Below are 17,874 nucleotides of genomic sequence, written 5' to 3' on the forward strand. Positions count from 1 at the left end.
AAGCTTATAAAAACCAGATGATATGGCGCAAAAGCCGTCAAAACCTCAAATTGTTTACTCCTGCTATCACCAGGTGAGTCGCGGGGGTGAACAATTTGTTCAGGACCACGTGTTGAGTTATCACGTGTCGGGCACGTTGATAGTGAATGATGGTAACCAGGAACACCGGTTTGCTGAAGGGGATATTCGTTTCGTAAAAAGAAACCAGTTGGGAAAGTTTGTAAAACACCCGCCTGAAAACGGGGTATTCAAATCTGTTTCCATCATCATCGATCAGGAAACGTTGCGTAACCTGAGTATCGAGCATGGCTATACTGCTTCCAAACATCATACCTCTGATTCCATTTTCAAAATTCCACCGCATCCATTGATAAAGTCGTTTATGGATTCCTTACTTCCATACGAACACCTGCCATCGGAAGAAACCAGCGATCTGTTGGCATTGAAAGTAAAAGAAGCGGTATTGTTATTACTGCGTAGTGACCCTGAATTAAAAGAGGTGTTGTTTGATTTTACAGAACCCGGCAAGATAGACCTGGAAGCATACATGCTGCAGCATTATCAGTTCAATGTGGGGCTTCATCGTTTTGCCTATCTTACCGGCCGCAGCCTGGCCACTTTTAAACGCGATTTTGAAAAGGTATTTCATACAAGTCCGGGTAACTGGTTATTACAAAAAAGACTGCAGGAAGCCCATTACCTTATAAAAGAAAAAGGCAACAAACCCTCAGATGTTTATCTGGAAGTAGGCTTTGAAGACCTGTCGCATTTTTCGTATGCATTCAAGAATGCATACGGCGTAGCGCCATCGAAGATCTAGTTTTGATCCGCGGGATTTCTGAGTATCTTTATGCGATTTCGACCCTTAAAAATGGTTAAACCGCATGATAAGATCCTTTGCCCTGGCGCTTGTAGCATTACTGGTTGGAAATTTTGTTGTGGCCCAGGACACCCTCCGGAGTTATAACACTTTGAATGAAGTAGTGGTGCCTTATGTGGCCGATAAATTAACCCCCGTTACTTTCCAGAATATCAGTTCCGCAGCGCTCGACAAAAAATCTGTTGGTCAGGAACCTTCTTTTATCCTGAACCAATTACCTTCCATTACCAATTATTCCGATGCAGGTCATTCCCAGGGCTATTCCTATTTCAGGATGCGCGGCATTGATCAAACCCGGATCAATATTTCATTGGATGGCGTTCCGTTGAATGATCCGGAAGACCAGGGCGGTTATTTCTCCAATTATCCCGATCTGCTCAATTCTGTAAGCAGAATGCAGATACAACGGGGCGCGGGCACCAGTAAGAATGGGGTAGCGAGTTACGGTGGTAGTTTGCAATTGTTCTCCCCTGATTTGCATGATTCTGCTAAAACAACCATTGGTGTGGGTTATGGATCCTTCAATAGTTTACGGGCGTTCGGTGAATACAACAGCGGAATAAAGAACGGAAAAGCATTGTATGCACGGGTGTCTGAAGTGTATTCCGATGGCTATAAATACAATTCTGCCAATAATTCCCAGTCCGCTTTTGTAAGCGGTGGCTGGTTTGGAAATAAAACATCGTGGAAGCTGAATATCCTGGCCGGTCATCAACAAAACGAACTGGCGTGGATAGGCGTTTCCGACTCGTTGATCGCTATTGACAGAAAAACGAACGCCAACAAAAATGAGAAAGATGAATTCACGCAATGGATGACCCAATTGCTGAACAGGTGGCAGTTGAGCAGTTCTTCCTCTTTACAGTCTGGTTTGTATTATTCAACACAGAAAGGTGGGTACGACTATAACAACAACAACTTTTTAGGGTTGCCCACCACCGATGAGCTATTTCATTATGGATTTCAATATCAGTTAGCTGGTTTTTACAGCAATTATAACCTGGTCTGGAAAGGATTGGATGTAACAACAGGCGTGCATGGAAATGTGTATAACCGGCAACATACTTATACCGAAAGAACACTTGGGCAACTGTATACAAACACCGGCTACAAGAATGAAGCCAGTGCTTTTGCAAAAGCGATCTATCACCTGGGCTCGCTTTCTTTGTTTACCGATCTCCAATACCGCTATACGGAGTTTGATTATCATGGAACCGTTCACCTGAATAAACTGAACTGGAATTTCTTCAATCCTAAAGCAGGCGCCAGTATTCAGATAAGTCCTGAGCTGGTTGCCTATTACAGCATCGCGCGTACGGGCCGAGAACCAACAAGAAATGACCTGTTCCTGGGAAATGATGATCTGTTGGCAGACAGTACAGGCAGTCCGCTTATTTCCACCACAGCCCCTGAATTTGTAGTTGATCATGAAGCCGGGTTGCGGTACCAGTCAAAAAAATGGAACATCAACCTGAACTGGTATTACATGAATTTTGAAAATGAGATCGTGTTGAATGGTAAGTTCGGTCCTAACGGATTAGCACTTACCAATAACGTGGAGAAAAGCTTCAGAACCGGTGTTGAACTAAGTGCCACTTTTCATGTAGACCGGCATTTTACATTCATCAACAATTCTTCCTACAACCACAGCCGCATAAAAGAACAAAAAACAATCTTCAGTCCCATACTTACTCCTGCTGTGATCATCAACCAGGAAGTAGTGTATGGATACAGAAATTTTTCCATAGGTATGACGGTACGGTACCAGGATAAATCGTTTATCGATTTTGCCAACACCTCTTCGGTAAAAGGGTATACCTTGCTGAATAGCCGCATTGGATATAACTACAAACGTTTTGAGTTTGCTGTTTTTGCAGACAACCTCACCAATGCCAAATACTTTAATAACGGCTATGTTGATTACGATGGAAGCAAAAAGTATTTTGTACAAGCGCCCACTACGGTGTATGCTTCCATAAAATATACCTTATGATGCACTTCTTCGATATCACGAATGTAGCTATTGCTGTGATGGGATATCCCGTCAGCTATGTAGAACTGATCGGTACCCTGTTTGGTTTGATCTCTGTATTCTATGCATCGCGGGCAAACATCGTCACCTGGCCAACAGGCATCATCAATGAGCTGTTTCTTTTTATCCTGTTTTTTCAGGTACAGCTGTATGCCGACATGTTTTTACAAGTATATTTTTTCATTGTCACCATCTATGGCTGGTATCACTGGAAAACAAGTACAGTAGAAAAGAAAGTATCTGCTACTACTGGTAAGGGCAGGTTGTTCCTGCTGGCTGCCGCAGTGCTGGGCACCGTTGCATTTGGCTGCCTGTTCCGGCATATTCATATTTTATTACCAGCCTTTTTTACCACCCCGGCAGCCTATCCTTTTGCCGATTCATTTGTGATGGTATTGAGCATTTTGGCAACCGTTTTGCTGGCAAGAAAAAAGATCGAGAACTGGGTTTTATGGATAACCGGCGATGTGGTATGCGTAGTGTTGTATTTTAAAAAGGAGATCTATTTTCTTTCCCTTGAGTACCTGATATTTTTAGGACTGGCCTCCTACGGCTTGTATCATTGGAACAAAACATTGAAACATGGTTAAGGGGTTTGTGTTTGGCAAGTTTTTACCTTTTCATAAAGGGCATGAGGCCATGATCAATTTTGCTTTGAGCAAGTGCGATTTCCTTACGGTATTGGTGTGCGCCAGTGATAAGGAAACTATTTCGGGCGGGTTAAGAAAGGGATGGATTGAAAAAACTTTTCCGGCGCATAAGAAGATTGAAGTCAGGGTACTGGATTATAAAGAAGATGAATTGCCCAACTCATCTGTTTCTTCTACCGAAGTATCGAGGATCTGGGCTACTGTTTTTAAAGAATTGTTTCCTGACTACTCGTTGGTGGTTACCTCGGAACAGTATGGTTATTACCTGGCAGAATTTATGGAGATCCAACATGTGCCGTTTGATCTCCCCAAAAAGCTGGTGCCTGTGTCAGCTACTTCGGTGCGCAACAATCTGTTGGCTAACTGGCCATTTGTACCTGATGCCGTAAGGCGCGACCTGGTAAGTAAGGTAGTGATCCTGGGTACGGAGTCAACTGGTAAAACAACCCTTACCGAAATGCTGGCCGCTTTTTTTAACTGTAATAAGGTAATGGAAGCGGGTAGGGACCTGATCCCCGATTCAAATGAGTTCAGTATACATGACCTGCACGCGGTAGCGCAAGAGCATGCAAAACGAATTGATGCGGCGGCAGATGGCAGCAGTCCGCTCGTTATTATCGATACCGATATTCATATTACCCGATCATACTGCCGTTTTAGTTTTGAAAAAGACCTGGAGGTGTCCGCTGCCATTTACCATTCGAATAAAGCACAACTTTATTTTTACCTGAACAATGACGTTGCGTATTTTCAGGATGGTACCCGTTTGAGTAAACAGGAGCGCGACCGGCTCGATGGTTTTCACCGGCAGGTATTACAGGAAGCCAATATTAACCTGGTAGAGATTACCGGTAACTGGGATGAACGTTTTCAACTGGCTGTAGCGCAGATAAAGAAATTAAGTACATTACAGTATATCCAGCATCCCACCGGTAAATAGCCTGATCTTTTGTTGGGCATATAGATATCTTAGATGGTGCTTTATTGTTATATTATCAAGAGGTAACATAAAGTTCATACTATGGTAATGTGATCGTCATAAGGTAACGGAATCTTTGCCGCAAATCATTGCGAATGAGAAAACCATTTTTACTTACTTTTTTATTACTGTCCATTACCTATTTAATCCAGGCTCAATTTACAGCCGGCAACCTGGCTGTATTCAGGGCTGATGTAAAAGCCAATAACACAACTGTAACTATTATTGAACTGAACCGGGTTACTGCCGGCCAGTCGCTCCCCGTTAGTTCTTACGGTATTCTGGGAACAGGGCCGAATGCGTTAAGAATTTCGGGCAGCGCCGGCACTACCGGTTATATGGCCAATTCTAACGATGGTACCCTGCTTTGTTTTACTGGTCATAATTTTACAAACACCGCAGACAATGCTAATTCAATTTTGGAGCGGGGCGTAGGTACCTTAAATGCTGCAGGTACATTTAGGCTGGCTGCCACTTATAAGGGGACCGATGGTCAACAAACCCGCTGCGCCACTACGCTGGACAATTACAATATGTTTATTGCTGACCAGGCTGGGGTATATACCAATGATGTTAATGCTACGCCGAGTCCCGCGGGCAATTTCAAAAGTGTAAAAGCTTTTGGCGGCACTGTTTATATCTTCCAGTCAAGCACTGCCGTACCGGTAGTAGGAACGCTGTCTGCTGCTTCCGGTGGAACCGTTACTGCCTTGCCTGGTCTTGCCAACGGACCAGATAAAAGTGTTGATTTTTATATGGTGTCATCCGGCAGCAATGGCAGTGCATTCGATGTGTTGTACATTCTGCAAGGCAATAGTGCTACTTTGGGGGCCATTTCAAAATACTCGCTGGTAACCGGCTCCTGGGTGAGCAACGGAACCTATACAACCAGCTTTGGCGGCCTTGGTCTGGCTGCAGAAAAAAGTGGCAGCGGCTTTAACCTGTATGCCACCAGCGGTGATGGCACAGTTGCTGCTAATAATGTTGTTCGTTTAACGGATGATGCGGGTTATAATACAACTATCAATATTACAACAGCTAATAACTCCGTTTTATATACATCCCCTGCCGGTACCATTATGAAGGGAATTGCCTTTGCGCCGGTAGCATCTACCAGTCCATCAGTAATACCATCACCTGTTTCTAAAAATTTTGGAAACATATTTTCGGGGTCTGTTTCTGCCGCGCAAACGGTTACCCTTACTGGCGAAAATCTTTCTCCAGCCGCAGGATCACTGACCGTGACTGCACCCGGTGCTGATTTTGAAGTTTCCAGTGACGGGTTAAGCTGGGGCGCGTCTACTACCGTTGCTTACACCGGCGGTGGCGCCAGCATAGGTAGTTTTCTGATCCGGTTTGCACCAACATCATCTGGGGCCAAATCAGGTATAGTGACCGTTACCGGTGGTAGCCTGGCAGCTGCAGTGAATGTGGCTGTAAGCGGGTTGGGTGATAACAGCCTGTCGCTGGCTTTCAGTGCTTCAACTACTCCCTTTCTTAACCCTCCAGCTGTAAGCGGTACTATCAACGATGCGGGTGATCCGCCTAAACAAACCGGTATCATTGTTACCGTTCAGGAAAATGGAATTGATATTCCGGCCGCAAATTATACATTGACAGCTTCCAGCAGTAACCAGGGGGTGGTGCCCGATGCCAATGTAGCAATTACAACTGCCGATGGTCAGGCAACTGTAAAGATCGATCCGCTGGTAGTTGGTTACAGTGATATTACATTAACACTAACCCGCGGTGGAGATAGCAAAACACTTGTGATCAAGTATGCAGCTTCGCTGAATCCTCAGGTTACGCCTGTTAGTTACTGGCCTACCGGTATTGCCGATGCGTCGGCCGCTATTGCGCTGGATGATGATTATATGATCGTTGCGAACGATGAAACCAACCTGTTGTATGTATTCGATCGGAAGAACTCAGGGTTACCGGTTAAAACTTACGATTTCAGTAGTTTGCTGGCCCTTTCAGGTAGTTCAGAAGTAGATCTGGAAGCGGGTGTAAGAAGTATTATAGACCCTGCAAAAATTTACTGGATGGGTTCTATGAGCAATAGCTCAAATTCTCCCTGGGACTTTAAGCAAAACCGTAACAGAGTGTTCACGGTTACTGTAAACGGTACCGGTGCCGCTACTTCATTTACTTTTGATAAGTATGTTAATAACCTGCGGGAAGAGTTGGTTGCCTGGGGTGATAACAATGGGTATGATTTTACCAACGCTACCAAGGATGGAACAGACCCTAAAGCCAGCACTGGTTTTAATATAGAGGGCATGGTGTTTGGTCCTGATAATACCACTCTGTACATCGGTTTCCGTGCACCATTGGTACCTATGGGCAGCAGCACAAAAGCGCTTATTGCGCCTGTACAGGATTTTGAGAACTGGTATAACAATGGCGGCGTTATCTCTATTGGCGCTCCCATAGAATTAGACCTCGGTGGCCGGGGCATCAGGGATATGATCCGTTTGTCGAATGGGAATTATGTCATCATTGCAGGCAGCTATGATGAAACTGCTATGGGCGCCATCTATACCTGGACTGGTTATCCTGGTCAGGCACCAAAGCAAATTACGGTCATGGATATCACTGCGCTGAATGTGGAAGGCGTACTGCCCATAAACATAGGTGGGGTGCTGATGGATGACAGGTTGCAGGTAATCAGCGACAATGGCGACAATGTCTTTTATGGTGATGCCATTGCAGCTAAAGACCTGGCGACAGATAATTTCAGGAAATTCAGCTCAAATATTCTGTTAGCTCCGAGCGATGTGTTGCCGGTAATATTTGAATATTTTACGGCCAGCAAACAAAGCAAATCTGTAGTATTGAACTGGAAGAGTGCGCAACTGGAAGGTGTTGAAAGGTTCGAAATACTCCGTTCAACCAATGGAACCGATTTTACTTCAATTGGTTTTGTACCGGCAGCTATGGTTCAAACCACCTATTCGTATACGGATAATAACGTTACCACCAGCGGTAAAGCATACTATAGCATTCGCTCCATTGAACATGGTGGTATAACTGCGGTGACCCCGATACGATATGTTGATTTTGATAGTCAGTTGCCATTGATCACCCTGTATCCGAACCCTGTTGTAAACAACCGGTTCTCGATATTGGCCGACAAACCAGGTACAAAAACAGTAACAGTATATAGCAGCAATGGTACCCTGTTCCGCCAGTTGATCATCAATGGCCAGGTAACAGACATTTCTACTATAGGCTGGCCTAAAGGCTGGTACCTGATCAACATTAAAACAGTTGATGGAGCTTCCGTATCATACAAAGTGATAGTTCCATAAAGTAATAACCAGCAAGGATATAAACAAAGCCCTGGTCCCGGTTAAGCCGAGATCAGGGCTTTTTGTATTACATAAGGTTGTTCGTAATTATACGATAATAACAGTGCGTATAAGCGCTGAAATAATTATTTACAAGAATTACTTAAAGAAAGAGTAGAAATGCATAGCAGTTGGAATGCAATTTGTAATAAAGCGATCAGGATATTCAAAGGATATTGGATTTAAAGCGGGGGCGTTATTTTTATCTGCCCCCCTCTTTTAAACCTGATATCTTTTCAAAATATAAATGCTTACTTCCTGGATCCGTACCCGCATCATGCCGATGCCTTGGTTATCTTTACGGCATGATGACAGAACCGTTTTTTAACGCTGAATGCTAAACGCTTACCGCCGGTTTTACCGGCGGGTAATGGTCAGCGTTTTAAGCCGACCGGTCAACAAACGTTTCTAATACCTTCAATATAAGAGTCCCGTCCCGGTTTAACCGTGACGGGACTCTTTGTGTAAAGCCATAAAGGCTGCCCTTATGAGCAGCCTCTGGTAATTTACGTATCAGTTAGATTATTTACTTTCTACCGGGATACTCTTTCAATGCCTGTTGTAAACAGTCCATAGCACTGTTGAGATCATTTACATTCAATACATACGCCAGACGCACTTCATTCTTGCCCAGTCCGGGGGTGCCATAGAATCCACTCGCTGGGGCCAGCATCAACGTTTGTCCGTTATAAGAGAACGATTCCAGCAGCCATTGACAAAACACATCTGCATCATCGATGGGTAAACGTGCTATGGCATAAAATGCACCACGCGGGTTAGGACAGGTAACCCCGGGCATGTCGTTCAGGCGTTTTACCAGTACATCCCGGCGTTTCAGGTATTCAGCTTTGGTGGCGTCGAAGTAGTTATCGGGCAGGTCAACGGCTGCTTCACCCAGTATTTGAGCGAACGAGGGCGGACTTAATCTTGCCTGGGCAAATTTCATCACTGTATCCAGCACCTGCTGATTCTTGGTTACCAGAGCGCCTATACGGCCGCCACAGGCGCTGTATCGTTTGGAAATTGTATCCATCAATATAACATGCTCTTCAATACCGGGTAAATGCATGGCGCTGACATTTTCGCCGCCATAACAAAACTCGCGATAGGCCTCATCAGAGAACAGGTAGAGGTTATGTTTCAGCACGATCTGTTTCAGCGTTTCCATTTCTTCCCGGCTGTATAAATAACCTGTAGGGTTATTGGGGTTGCAAATAAGAATGGCTTTCGTTTTAGGCGTAACCAATGCTTCAAATGCTGAAATGGGCGGTAAAGCAAAGTCTTTATCTATATAGGAGGTTACAGGAACTACATTAATGCCTGCAGCAACGGCAAATCCGTTGTAATTGGCATAAAAGGGTTCTGGAATGATCACTTCATCGCCCGGATTCAAACAGCTCATAAAGCCAAATAGAATGGCTTCAGACCCTCCGGTTGTTACAATGATCTGGTTATGGGTTACTTCAATCGCATGCTTTTTATAATACTGTACCAGTTTTCGGCGGTAGCTTTCGTTACCGGCGCTGTGACTGTACTCAAGTATCTTAAAATCGCTGTGACGAACGGCATCCAGAATTGGCTCCGGCGTTTCAATATCGGGCTGGCCGATATTCAGGTGATATACTTTAGTGCCCCGCTTTTTAGCTCCTTCAGCAAAGGGTACCAGTTTACGTATAGGTGAAGACGGCATCAGTTGGCCGCGACTACTAAGTGTTAGCATTTCGCAAATATAGGGTACTGGTTTTATGTTCAAAATGCTTTGTTTCCGGTTGAGAATGTGGTATTTACAAAAAATACTGTTCTGGTAGACTGTTTCCCGGAAGGGATGATGAAAGTCAACGGATTACACCCAGCACAAACAGGCATAGCGAACAATGGGTTCAAAAAAAAATCCTCACAGCTTTTGCCGTGAGGACCAATTATTTTTATCGATTATTACTTTTCTACTTCAGAGAGTTAGCTTTTTTTGGCTCCTTTTTCTTTTTCGAACTTAGCGAATTCGTCTGCATTCAGCACTTCGCCAGTAATTTTCAATTCTAAAGGTTGGTCTACCCCGGCTACTTTTACATATATGGTTTTATTAAAGGGGCCGGCGGCCGCCGCATTGAAACCGGCAGTGATTTTATCATCTTTACCTTTAGCAACAGGAGCTTCTGGTTTTACGGGTGTAGTGCAACCGCAAGAGGCTGTGGCTGATTCAATCACTACGGGTTTATCGGTGATATTAGAAAATGCGAAGGCATAGGTAACAGGTACACCCTGTTTGATTTTTCCAAAGTCGTGGGCTACATCTTTAAACTTAACATAGCTATCCACCTTTTTAACAGTTGCAGCAGGGGTTGTCTGAGCAAATACACCAGCACTAAAGATCAATGCTGCAAATGCTAATACGAAACTTTTCATGTGTTTATGTTTTTTAATTGTTTTTCAATAAAGATAAAGACGCATTCACAGGTGCTGAGGTTGCCGGACCTTTAAAAACATTACCTGTAATGTTTATTGTCTTGAATTGGTGATTATTGTATGTAATGGTGATCGTTTTTGCAAACTGGCCTTCCGCTGCCGCATTGTAACCTACTTTAATTACGCTGGTGGCGCCGGGTTGAATGGCGTCTTTGCTCCATTCGGGCGTGGTGCAACCGCAGGATGCCTGTACATTTTCGAGCATCAGGGGTTCTTTACCAAGGTTTACCAGCTCAAAGTTATGGGTAACAGGGCGACCTTGTTGAATTTTTCCAAAGTCATAAGAGGTTTCCTTTAACTGAATTACCTCGACCGGCTTTGTTTCAACCGGTGTATTCGTTGAGGTTTGCGCTTTTGTTATGAGGGTGGCTGTTGCCAGGCAAACCAGTAAAAATACGCGCTTCATACGTACAAATTTTAAGGTTTTTGGATGGTATTGGCTAATCTACACATTATCTGTTAATCCCAGATTAAAAAATGATGCATTTTTCTATTAATGGGAATAACATCTGCAACCATAACAGGTTCAAAATTACATTTTTAACGAGCTAATGGCCAATTAATTTTTTGGCTTGTGACATTTTTTTAACAACCCCTCAAAATGGCTTTAGAATTAATACTTTTGTCGCATGGAAAATAGCACTCACAATCAATCGCTTGCCGGCGAGAAGCTGTCTTTCGATAAATTTCGCGAAGAAGTACTAAGAGATTACCGCCTGGCCTGCGAAAGCCGGGAGGTTAGTTTACTGGGTCGAAAAGAAGTACTTACCGGTAAAGCCAAGTTTGGCATTTTTGGTGATGGCAAAGAGATAGCGCAAATTGCGGCTTCCAAATTTTTCCAGCCCGGCGATTTCCTGTCGGGTTATTATCGCGATCAAACGTTTGCTTTTGCCACGGGCCAGGCCACCATTGAAGAATTCTTTTCCCAACTGTATGCCGATCCTGATACGGCGAATGACCCCCATAGTGGCGGCAGGCAAATGAATGCGCATTTTGCCACAGCCATCGTTGATAAACAGGGGGAATGGCTCGACCTGGTTAACCGGAAAAATATTGCTGCCGGTTTGGCGCCTACTGCCGGCCAGATGCCGCGTGCATTGGGCATGGCCCTGGCTTCCAAATTATTCCGCCATTCAGATGCGTTGAAAGAATTAGATCATTTGAGCAACAATGGTAATGAGATCTGTTTCTGTACTATCGGCGACGCGTCAACGTCTGAGGGCCATTTTTGGGAAGCCCTGAATGCAGCCGGTGTATTGCAGATCCCCTTAGCCGTATTTGTGTGGGATGATGGATACGGTATTTCCGTTCCGCGGAGGATGCAAACCATTAAAGGTTCAATTTCTGAAGCCATGCGTGGTATGCAACGTAAAGACAATACCAATGGTTTCGATATCTATAAAGTAAAAGCCTGGGATTATGCAGGCATGTGTGAAGTGTTTGAGTCGGCCATCCGCCGCATGCGCGAAACACATATTCCTGCCCTTTTCCATGTAGAGGAAGTAACCCAGCCGCAGGGCCATTCTACTTCGGGCAGTCACGAACGGTATAAAACACCGGAACGTTTGTCGTGGGAACGCGAATGGGATGGAAACAAAAAAATGCGGGAATGGATCCTCGAAAATACCCTGGCCAGCGAAGAAGAGCTGGAAGACATTGAGAACAACGCCAAAGAACTGGTGCGCCAAAGTAAAGTGCGGGCCTGGGAAAAGTACATTACCCCTATAAAGCAGCTGGTAGCCCAATGTCTGGGAATGCTCGATACGTTGGTTGGGCATGGTGCTGATACTACCGGCGAAATAACCGCTGCAAAGAATACCCTGGCCGCTAACCGCGAGCCATTACGCAAAGATGTTATCCAGGCTTTACACAAAACCATTCAGGCTGCCGGCGATTCGCACCTGATTGCAGAGGTGAAAGAATTCTATGAGCAACTGAAAAAGGAAGGATATATCAATTACGGCAGTTATCTGTACGACGAAAGTCCGAAGAGCCCGATGAAGATCACTACCACGCCGTTGGAGTTTGCTCATGATGCACCCAGTATGAACGGGTATGAGATCCTGAATCATTACTTCGATGAGCTGTTTACCAAAAATCCAAAAGTGCTGGCCTTCGGGGAAGACGTTGGTAAGATCGGCGATGTAAACCAGGGCTTTTCCGGGTTGCAAAATAAGTATGGTGAGAACCGCATCTTCGATACCTCGATCCGTGAATTAACGATCATGGGGCAGGGCATAGGGTTGGCTTTTCGTGGTTTGCGTCCCATTGCGGAAATTCAATACATCGATTATGTGTTATACGGCCTGCAACAGCTGAGCGATGAAGCCTCAACGTTGTACTGGCGTACCAAAGGCCGTCAGGCTTGTCCGCTCATTGTACGTACGCGTGGCCACCGCCTGGAAGGCATCTGGCACAGTGGTTCACCCATGGGTATGATGTTGAATGCGCTGCGGGGCATGCACATTTGCGTTCCACGTAATATGGTGCAGGCAGCAGGTATGTACAATACTTTATTATCGGGTAACGATCCCGGGGTTATAGTGGAATGCCTGAATGGTTATCGCCTCAAGGAGAAATTGCCTTCCAATATAGTTGATTATAAAGTAGCGCTGGGCGTACCGGAAGTTATCCGGGAGGGTACTGATATTACTGTTGTTTCTTATGGCAGTGTGTTGCGTGTTATCAGCGAAGCCGCAGACATCCTGGAGAAAGCAGATATCAGTGTAGAGATCGTTGATGTGCAAACGCTGTTGCCATTCGATGTAAACCACCTCATTCTCGATTCGCTGAAAAAGACCAATCGCATCGTCTTTGTTGATGAAGATGTACCTGGTGGCGCTGCTGGTTATATGTACAATAAAGTACTGGAAGAGCAGGGCGGTTATCGCTGGCTCGATGTGTCGCCCCGTACCATTACCGGTCAGGCGCACCGGGCAAGTTATGGCAGTGATGGCGATTACTTCAGCAAGCCAAACGTAGAGCAGATTGTAGATGTGATCCAGGAAATGATGAGTGAGTAGCGGCTTCGGCGGTCAGGTCGAAAACAAATTCTTAACAATCGAACTAAAAACTTAATAAATAGAACTTCTAACTTAGAACCCGGAAATAATAACCGGGTTTTAAGTGCCCTTTGTACCAGAACTTATATAACCCCAAAACAATACCTGTGAAGCTACATTTGTATCAGATTGATGCATTTACCAACCATTTGTTCGGAGGTAACCCGGCAGCTGTAATTCCATTGGAAGAATGGATCAGTGATAGCCTGATGCAACGGCTGGCTATGGAGAATAACCTTAGCGAAACTGTTTTCTTTGTGCCCTCAAAGAGACCGGATGCCGATTTTGAGATCCGCTGGTTTACGCCGGTATCAGAGATCAATCTGTGCGGACATGCCACCCTGGCTTCCGCTTTTGTTTTATACCATGTAATGGGCTATGGTTATCCGGCTATCCGTTTTCAATCGAAGAGCGGCATACTGGTAGTAACCAAAAATTTCGACAAGATCAGTATGGACTTCCCCGCCTGGAAACCGGAACCACTTGCCGATGTACCGGCTGAATTAGCCACCGCCCTGGGCAACATTGCCATCAGCAGTGTGCACAAGTACCGCGATTACCTGGTTGAAGTGGCCGATGAGAGCCTGGTTCAACTATGCCAGCCCGATTTTACCTTATTGAAAAAGCTGGGTCACAAAGTGATCCTTACTGCCAAAGGAAGCAAGGCTGATTTTGTATCGAGGTTCTTTGCGCCAATAGTTGGTGTTGATGAAGATCCGGTAACCGGATCGGCTCATTCGCAACTGATTCCTTACTGGGCTGAAAAACTGGGTAAGAAAACATTGTACGCCAAACAGCTGTCTGCTCGCGGCGGTGAATTATGGTGCGAACACCTGGGCGACCGGGTAACCATGGCCGGCCAGTGTGTGTTCTTTATGAAAGGGGAGATTGATCTATAAACATTAATATTTGTGCTAACAGCAACCGAAAAACGATTTATAAAATACTGGGAAGATCAGCGTCAGGGCGGTAAAATAAAATATTACCTGTTGTATATAATAACGGGTTCATTTGTGGCCACCCTGGTGCTTTCCTTTTTAACGCTGATGGTGGGAATCGATCTGCCCACTAACCTTGTGCTGATCGCTATTGGAAGCTTCAGCATTGTTACCATTGCCACCATAATAAGCTGGTGGTATAATGAAAAGCGATTTAAAAAGATCATTCAACGGGAAGTCAGAGAAGGAATAAAACGCGATGAAATGAATAACGGGAATGAAAACTAGTCTAAAAACCGTTCCCGTTCATCGGCGGCAGGCACCCGGCAGGCGTCTTTCTTGCCAAACAATTTATAGCGGTTGGTGGCAATGAGTTTATATACGCCATCGCGAATAGGCTGCGGCACATAGATAAACACATACAACAATTGCCAGCCACGGCCCAGGTACCGCAGCATGCGCAACACGGCTGTAGAACGGGTATACAATACATTTCCCTCAATAAGCATAAAAGAATGGAACTGGTCGGTGGGCAGGTGGTATTTACGCAGGTACTCCTGACCGGTTTTTCCCTGCAACGACCCAAAAAGGAAGCGCTTTTTCTTATCTCTTTTTAAAAGAAACTGCACGGTACCGCTGCACAAATTGCATACGCCATCAAAGAGAACAATGTATTTCGATTTAACTCCAGACATGAAAGATAAAATTAAATAAAAATCATACCTCAATAAAAACAAAACCCTCCCGATGCATCGGGAGGGTTTAAAATATCTCGAACTTCAGCGATTACTGCAGATTGTGGAACACCTTCTGCACGTCTTCGTCCTGTTCAATTTTATCAACCAGTTTCAGTACTTCCTGGGCAGCTTCTTCACCCAATTGTACGGTAGTACCAGGGATCCATTCTACCTCGGAACTGATAGGGGTAAGATTTCTTTCTTCCAGTGCCTTTTGCATATTGCCAAAATCGTTGAAAGCAACGCGGATCACCAGTACGTTTTCACCGTTTTCGCCGGTACCTTCACCCATTTCTTCCAAACCGGCATCGATCAGTTCCAGCTCCAGGTCGTCCTGGCTGAGACCTTCCGGTTTCAGTTTGAATACCCCCATTTTTTTGAACTGGAAGCTTACGCTGCCGCTGTTACCGAGGGTACCGTTTCCTTTATTGAAAATGGCTTTTAAATTAGCTACGGTGCGTACGTGGTTATCGGTAGCTGTTTCTACCAGAATGGCAACACCGTTTGGTCCGTACCCTTCATACAGGATCTCGTCGTAGTTCTCCATTTCCTTTCCAGAGGCCCGTTTAATAGCCGCTTCAACGCGGTCTTTAGGCATGTTCACACTCTTGGCGTTCTGAAAACAACGACGCAGCGCCGGGTTGGTAGCGGGGTCGGGGCCGCCGGCTTTTACGGCAATGGCGATTTCTTTTCCAATACGGGTAAATTGTTTGGCCATCCGGTCCCACCGGGCAAACATGGCGTGTTTACGTACTTCAAATATGCGACCCATATATTCTTTATGGTTTTTTTAGTTTTCTGATTGCCGGGCTGGCTGATTCCGCCAGCTGGCGAATGTAGCTGTTTTCCGGGCTGCAAAAATAAAATAACTGGCTCACCTGGCCAACTCACTCGTATAAAACAAAGCCCTCCCGATGCATCGGGAGGGCTTTGTTTTATAATAATACTTCTTAATTATTTCTTTTTAGCCATTTTGGCCCCGAATACAATGATATGGAGCGCGGCAAATGCTAATGAAAAGTAGAAGAGGCCGTTATCGCTGGGCACATCTGTTGACCCTTTAGCCACGGCCTGCGCCGCCTCTGTAGTCGTAAGTGAGTGATGCACAAAGGCTACAATGGCTAGTGCCACTGATAATGCCAATCCTGAAAGACCACCGATCTTATTACCCTGTGGCACCGTTTCAGGGCTATTAGCCGATAATATGCTGTGGCGAACGCCATAGGTCAGGTAAACATCAAGGCCAATGATCATCCAAACGATCAACCGGATCCAGGTATCGAGTGGTAAGAACACCATCATGAACAAACAGGTGAACACACCCAGGTAAGGCACTAATGGCACCAGCGGTGTTTTGAAAGCACGGGGCGCATTAGGCATTGTTTTGCGCATGATAACCACGCCGAGACAAACGAGAATAAAGGCGAACAGGGTGCCGATACTGGTCATTTCCCCTACTACGCGGGCCGGTACAAAAGCTGCAAACAGGCTCACAAAAAGGAGGAACAACATATTGTTTTTGGCCGGCGTGCGGAATTTGGGGTGTACTTCAGAAAACACTTTTGGCAACAGACCGTCCTTACTCATACTGAAGAATACCCGGCTTTGTCCCATCAACATCACCAGTATCACCGACATATAACCAGCCAGAATGGCCAATACAATGGCTTTGTTCAACCAGGGATAGTCGGCATGTACCACACCTGCAGCGTCAGCAGTACCCATGTGGTCAATGGCTACGGCAACAGGCGCAATACCATCCTGACCTCTGAATGTCTGGTAACTGGTAACACCGGTCATTACGTGCGCAAATAAGATATACAGAATGGTACAAATGGCCAGTGAACCAAGAATACCCCAGGGCATGTCTTTCTTGGGGTTCTTGGCTTCCTGGGCGGCGGTACTTACCGCATCGAACCCAATGTAAGCAAAGAACACAATGGCCGCTGCCCTGATGATACCACTGAAACCAAATTCCCCAAAGGTTCCGGTATTTTCAGGAATGTAAGGAGTATAGTTAGCTGTGTTGATGTATTTCCAACCCAGGAAAATAAATATTAATACAACAGTTACTTTCAGGGCAACAATGATGGCGTTGATGGTAGCACTTTCCTTGGTGCCTTTTACCAGTAACAAACTCATCAGTATTACGACAAAAACGGCAGGAACATTTATTACGCCACCGTCCCAGGGGCCGGCGGTCATGGCAACTGGCAGTTCTATATTGAACCCATGCAGGAATTTAACCAGGTAACGGCTCCAGCTGATACTCACCGTAGCAGCGCCCACGGCATATTCCAGCACCAGGTCCCAGCCAATGATCCAGGCTACAAACTCACCCATGGTAGCGTAAGAATAGGTATAAGCACTTCCCGCAACGGGGATCATAGAGGAGAATTCAGCATAACACAAACCGGCAAAGGCACAGCCCAATGCTGCCACAATGAAGGAGATAGTGATGGCGGGACCAGCCTGGTTAGCGGCTGCGCCACCCGTAATGGAGAATAAACCGGCACCAATGATGGCACCAATACCCAATGCTACAAGGGCCCAGGCACCAAGCGTTTTTTTAAGCGTGTGTCCACTGGAATCCTTTGCTTCATTCAATAATGAATCCAACGGTTTTTTAACAAATAGACTCATAAGAGCGCGTTAGAGTTTTTGATGAAAGTATTTCTTTAAATCATGTATAAGGTCGGAAAGATAAGGATTTATTAAAATCACCGGTGAAAAGATATCATAAATACACGCCCCAAAACGGGGTAAAAGATAAAATGATC

The 17,874-nt window shown here is 45.3% G+C and carries 14 protein-coding genes; 8 read left to right on the forward strand and 6 right to left on the reverse strand.

The window, feature by feature from the left end; translation table 11 throughout:
* Positions 1-22 precede the first annotated feature (22 nt).
* The 5 genes from BMX95_RS32520 (at position 23) to BMX95_RS32540 (ending at position 7,855) form a co-directional block, all read left to right on the forward strand.
* Positions 23-820: a helix-turn-helix domain-containing protein gene (locus BMX95_RS32520; protein WP_081197038.1), complete on the forward strand. Its 798-nt coding sequence runs from the start codon at positions 23-25 to the stop codon at positions 818-820.
* 64 nt (positions 821-884) lie between these two features.
* On the forward strand, positions 885-2,873 hold the full coding sequence (locus tag BMX95_RS32525; RefSeq protein ID WP_081197037.1) for a TonB-dependent receptor: 1,989 nt from the start codon (positions 885-887) through the stop codon (positions 2,871-2,873).
* A complete protein-coding gene (gene pnuC, locus BMX95_RS32530) occupies positions 2,870-3,502 on the forward strand; it encodes a nicotinamide riboside transporter PnuC (protein ID WP_242672951.1) in 633 nt (210 codons plus the stop codon). The genes BMX95_RS32525 and pnuC overlap by 4 nt, the downstream gene beginning before the upstream one ends.
* Complete coding sequence (locus BMX95_RS32535; protein WP_081197036.1) at positions 3,495-4,502, forward strand: AAA family ATPase; 1,008 nt, start codon at positions 3,495-3,497, stop codon at positions 4,500-4,502. The genes pnuC and BMX95_RS32535 overlap by 8 nt, the downstream gene beginning before the upstream one ends.
* Before the next feature lie 134 nt (positions 4,503-4,636).
* Positions 4,637-7,855, forward strand: coding sequence for a T9SS type A sorting domain-containing protein (locus BMX95_RS32540; RefSeq protein WP_081197035.1), 3,219 nt, complete (start codon positions 4,637-4,639; stop codon positions 7,853-7,855).
* 565 nt (positions 7,856-8,420) lie between these two features.
* On the opposite strand, the gene BMX95_RS32545 is transcribed toward BMX95_RS32540, so the two are convergent.
* From BMX95_RS32545 to BMX95_RS32555, 3 genes are all read right to left on the reverse strand, one after another.
* Positions 8,421-9,614, reverse strand: a complete 1,194-nt coding sequence (locus BMX95_RS32545; RefSeq protein ID WP_081197034.1) for a pyridoxal phosphate-dependent aminotransferase — start codon at positions 9,612-9,614, stop codon at positions 8,421-8,423.
* Positions 9,615-9,850: 236 nt separating this feature from the next.
* Positions 9,851-10,297, reverse strand: a complete 447-nt coding sequence (locus BMX95_RS32550; RefSeq protein ID WP_081197033.1) for a DUF1573 domain-containing protein — start codon at positions 10,295-10,297, stop codon at positions 9,851-9,853.
* A gap of 13 nt (positions 10,298-10,310) precedes the next feature.
* The gene (locus BMX95_RS32555; protein ID WP_081197032.1) at positions 10,311-10,763 is read right to left on the reverse strand and encodes a DUF1573 domain-containing protein; all 453 of its coding nucleotides are present in this window, start codon (positions 10,761-10,763) and stop codon (positions 10,311-10,313) included.
* Between the two features lie 223 nt (positions 10,764-10,986).
* Here BMX95_RS32555 and BMX95_RS32560 point away from each other — a divergent pair, with 223 nt between their 5' ends.
* The 3 genes from BMX95_RS32560 (at position 10,987) to BMX95_RS32570 (ending at position 14,645) form a co-directional block, all read left to right on the forward strand.
* Positions 10,987-13,380, forward strand: a complete 2,394-nt coding sequence (locus BMX95_RS32560) for an alpha-ketoacid dehydrogenase subunit alpha/beta (protein WP_081197031.1) — start codon at positions 10,987-10,989, stop codon at positions 13,378-13,380.
* A 146-nt stretch (positions 13,381-13,526) separates the two neighbouring features.
* Complete coding sequence (locus BMX95_RS32565; protein WP_081197296.1) at positions 13,527-14,318, forward strand: PhzF family phenazine biosynthesis protein; 792 nt, start codon at positions 13,527-13,529, stop codon at positions 14,316-14,318.
* A 12-nt stretch (positions 14,319-14,330) separates the two neighbouring features.
* Positions 14,331-14,645, forward strand: a complete 315-nt coding sequence (locus BMX95_RS32570; protein WP_081197030.1) for a hypothetical protein — start codon at positions 14,331-14,333, stop codon at positions 14,643-14,645.
* Here the strand turns inward: BMX95_RS32570 and BMX95_RS32575 are convergent.
* The 3 genes from BMX95_RS32575 to BMX95_RS32585 all read right to left on the reverse strand — a co-directional run bounded on the left by BMX95_RS32575 (position 14,642) and on the right by BMX95_RS32585 (position 17,737).
* Positions 14,642-15,052, reverse strand: a complete 411-nt coding sequence (locus BMX95_RS32575) for a thiol-disulfide oxidoreductase DCC family protein (protein ID WP_081197295.1) — start codon at positions 15,050-15,052, stop codon at positions 14,642-14,644. The two genes, BMX95_RS32570 and BMX95_RS32575, sit on opposite strands and share 4 nt — an antisense overlap.
* A gap of 91 nt (positions 15,053-15,143) precedes the next feature.
* Positions 15,144-15,866 carry a YebC/PmpR family DNA-binding transcriptional regulator gene (locus tag BMX95_RS32580; protein ID WP_081197029.1) on the reverse strand — a complete coding sequence of 241 codons (723 nt, stop codon included), beginning with the start codon at positions 15,864-15,866 and terminating at the stop codon, positions 15,144-15,146.
* 182 nt (positions 15,867-16,048) lie between these two features.
* On the reverse strand, positions 16,049-17,737 hold the full coding sequence (locus BMX95_RS32585; protein WP_081197028.1) for an amino acid permease: 1,689 nt from the start codon (positions 17,735-17,737) through the stop codon (positions 16,049-16,051).
* Positions 17,738-17,874: the final 137 nt, after the last annotated feature.

Origin of the sequence: Niastella yeongjuensis, assembly GCF_900110245.1 — a bacterium.
GTDB classification, from domain to species: Bacteria; Bacteroidota; Bacteroidia; order Chitinophagales; family Chitinophagaceae; genus Niastella; species Niastella yeongjuensis.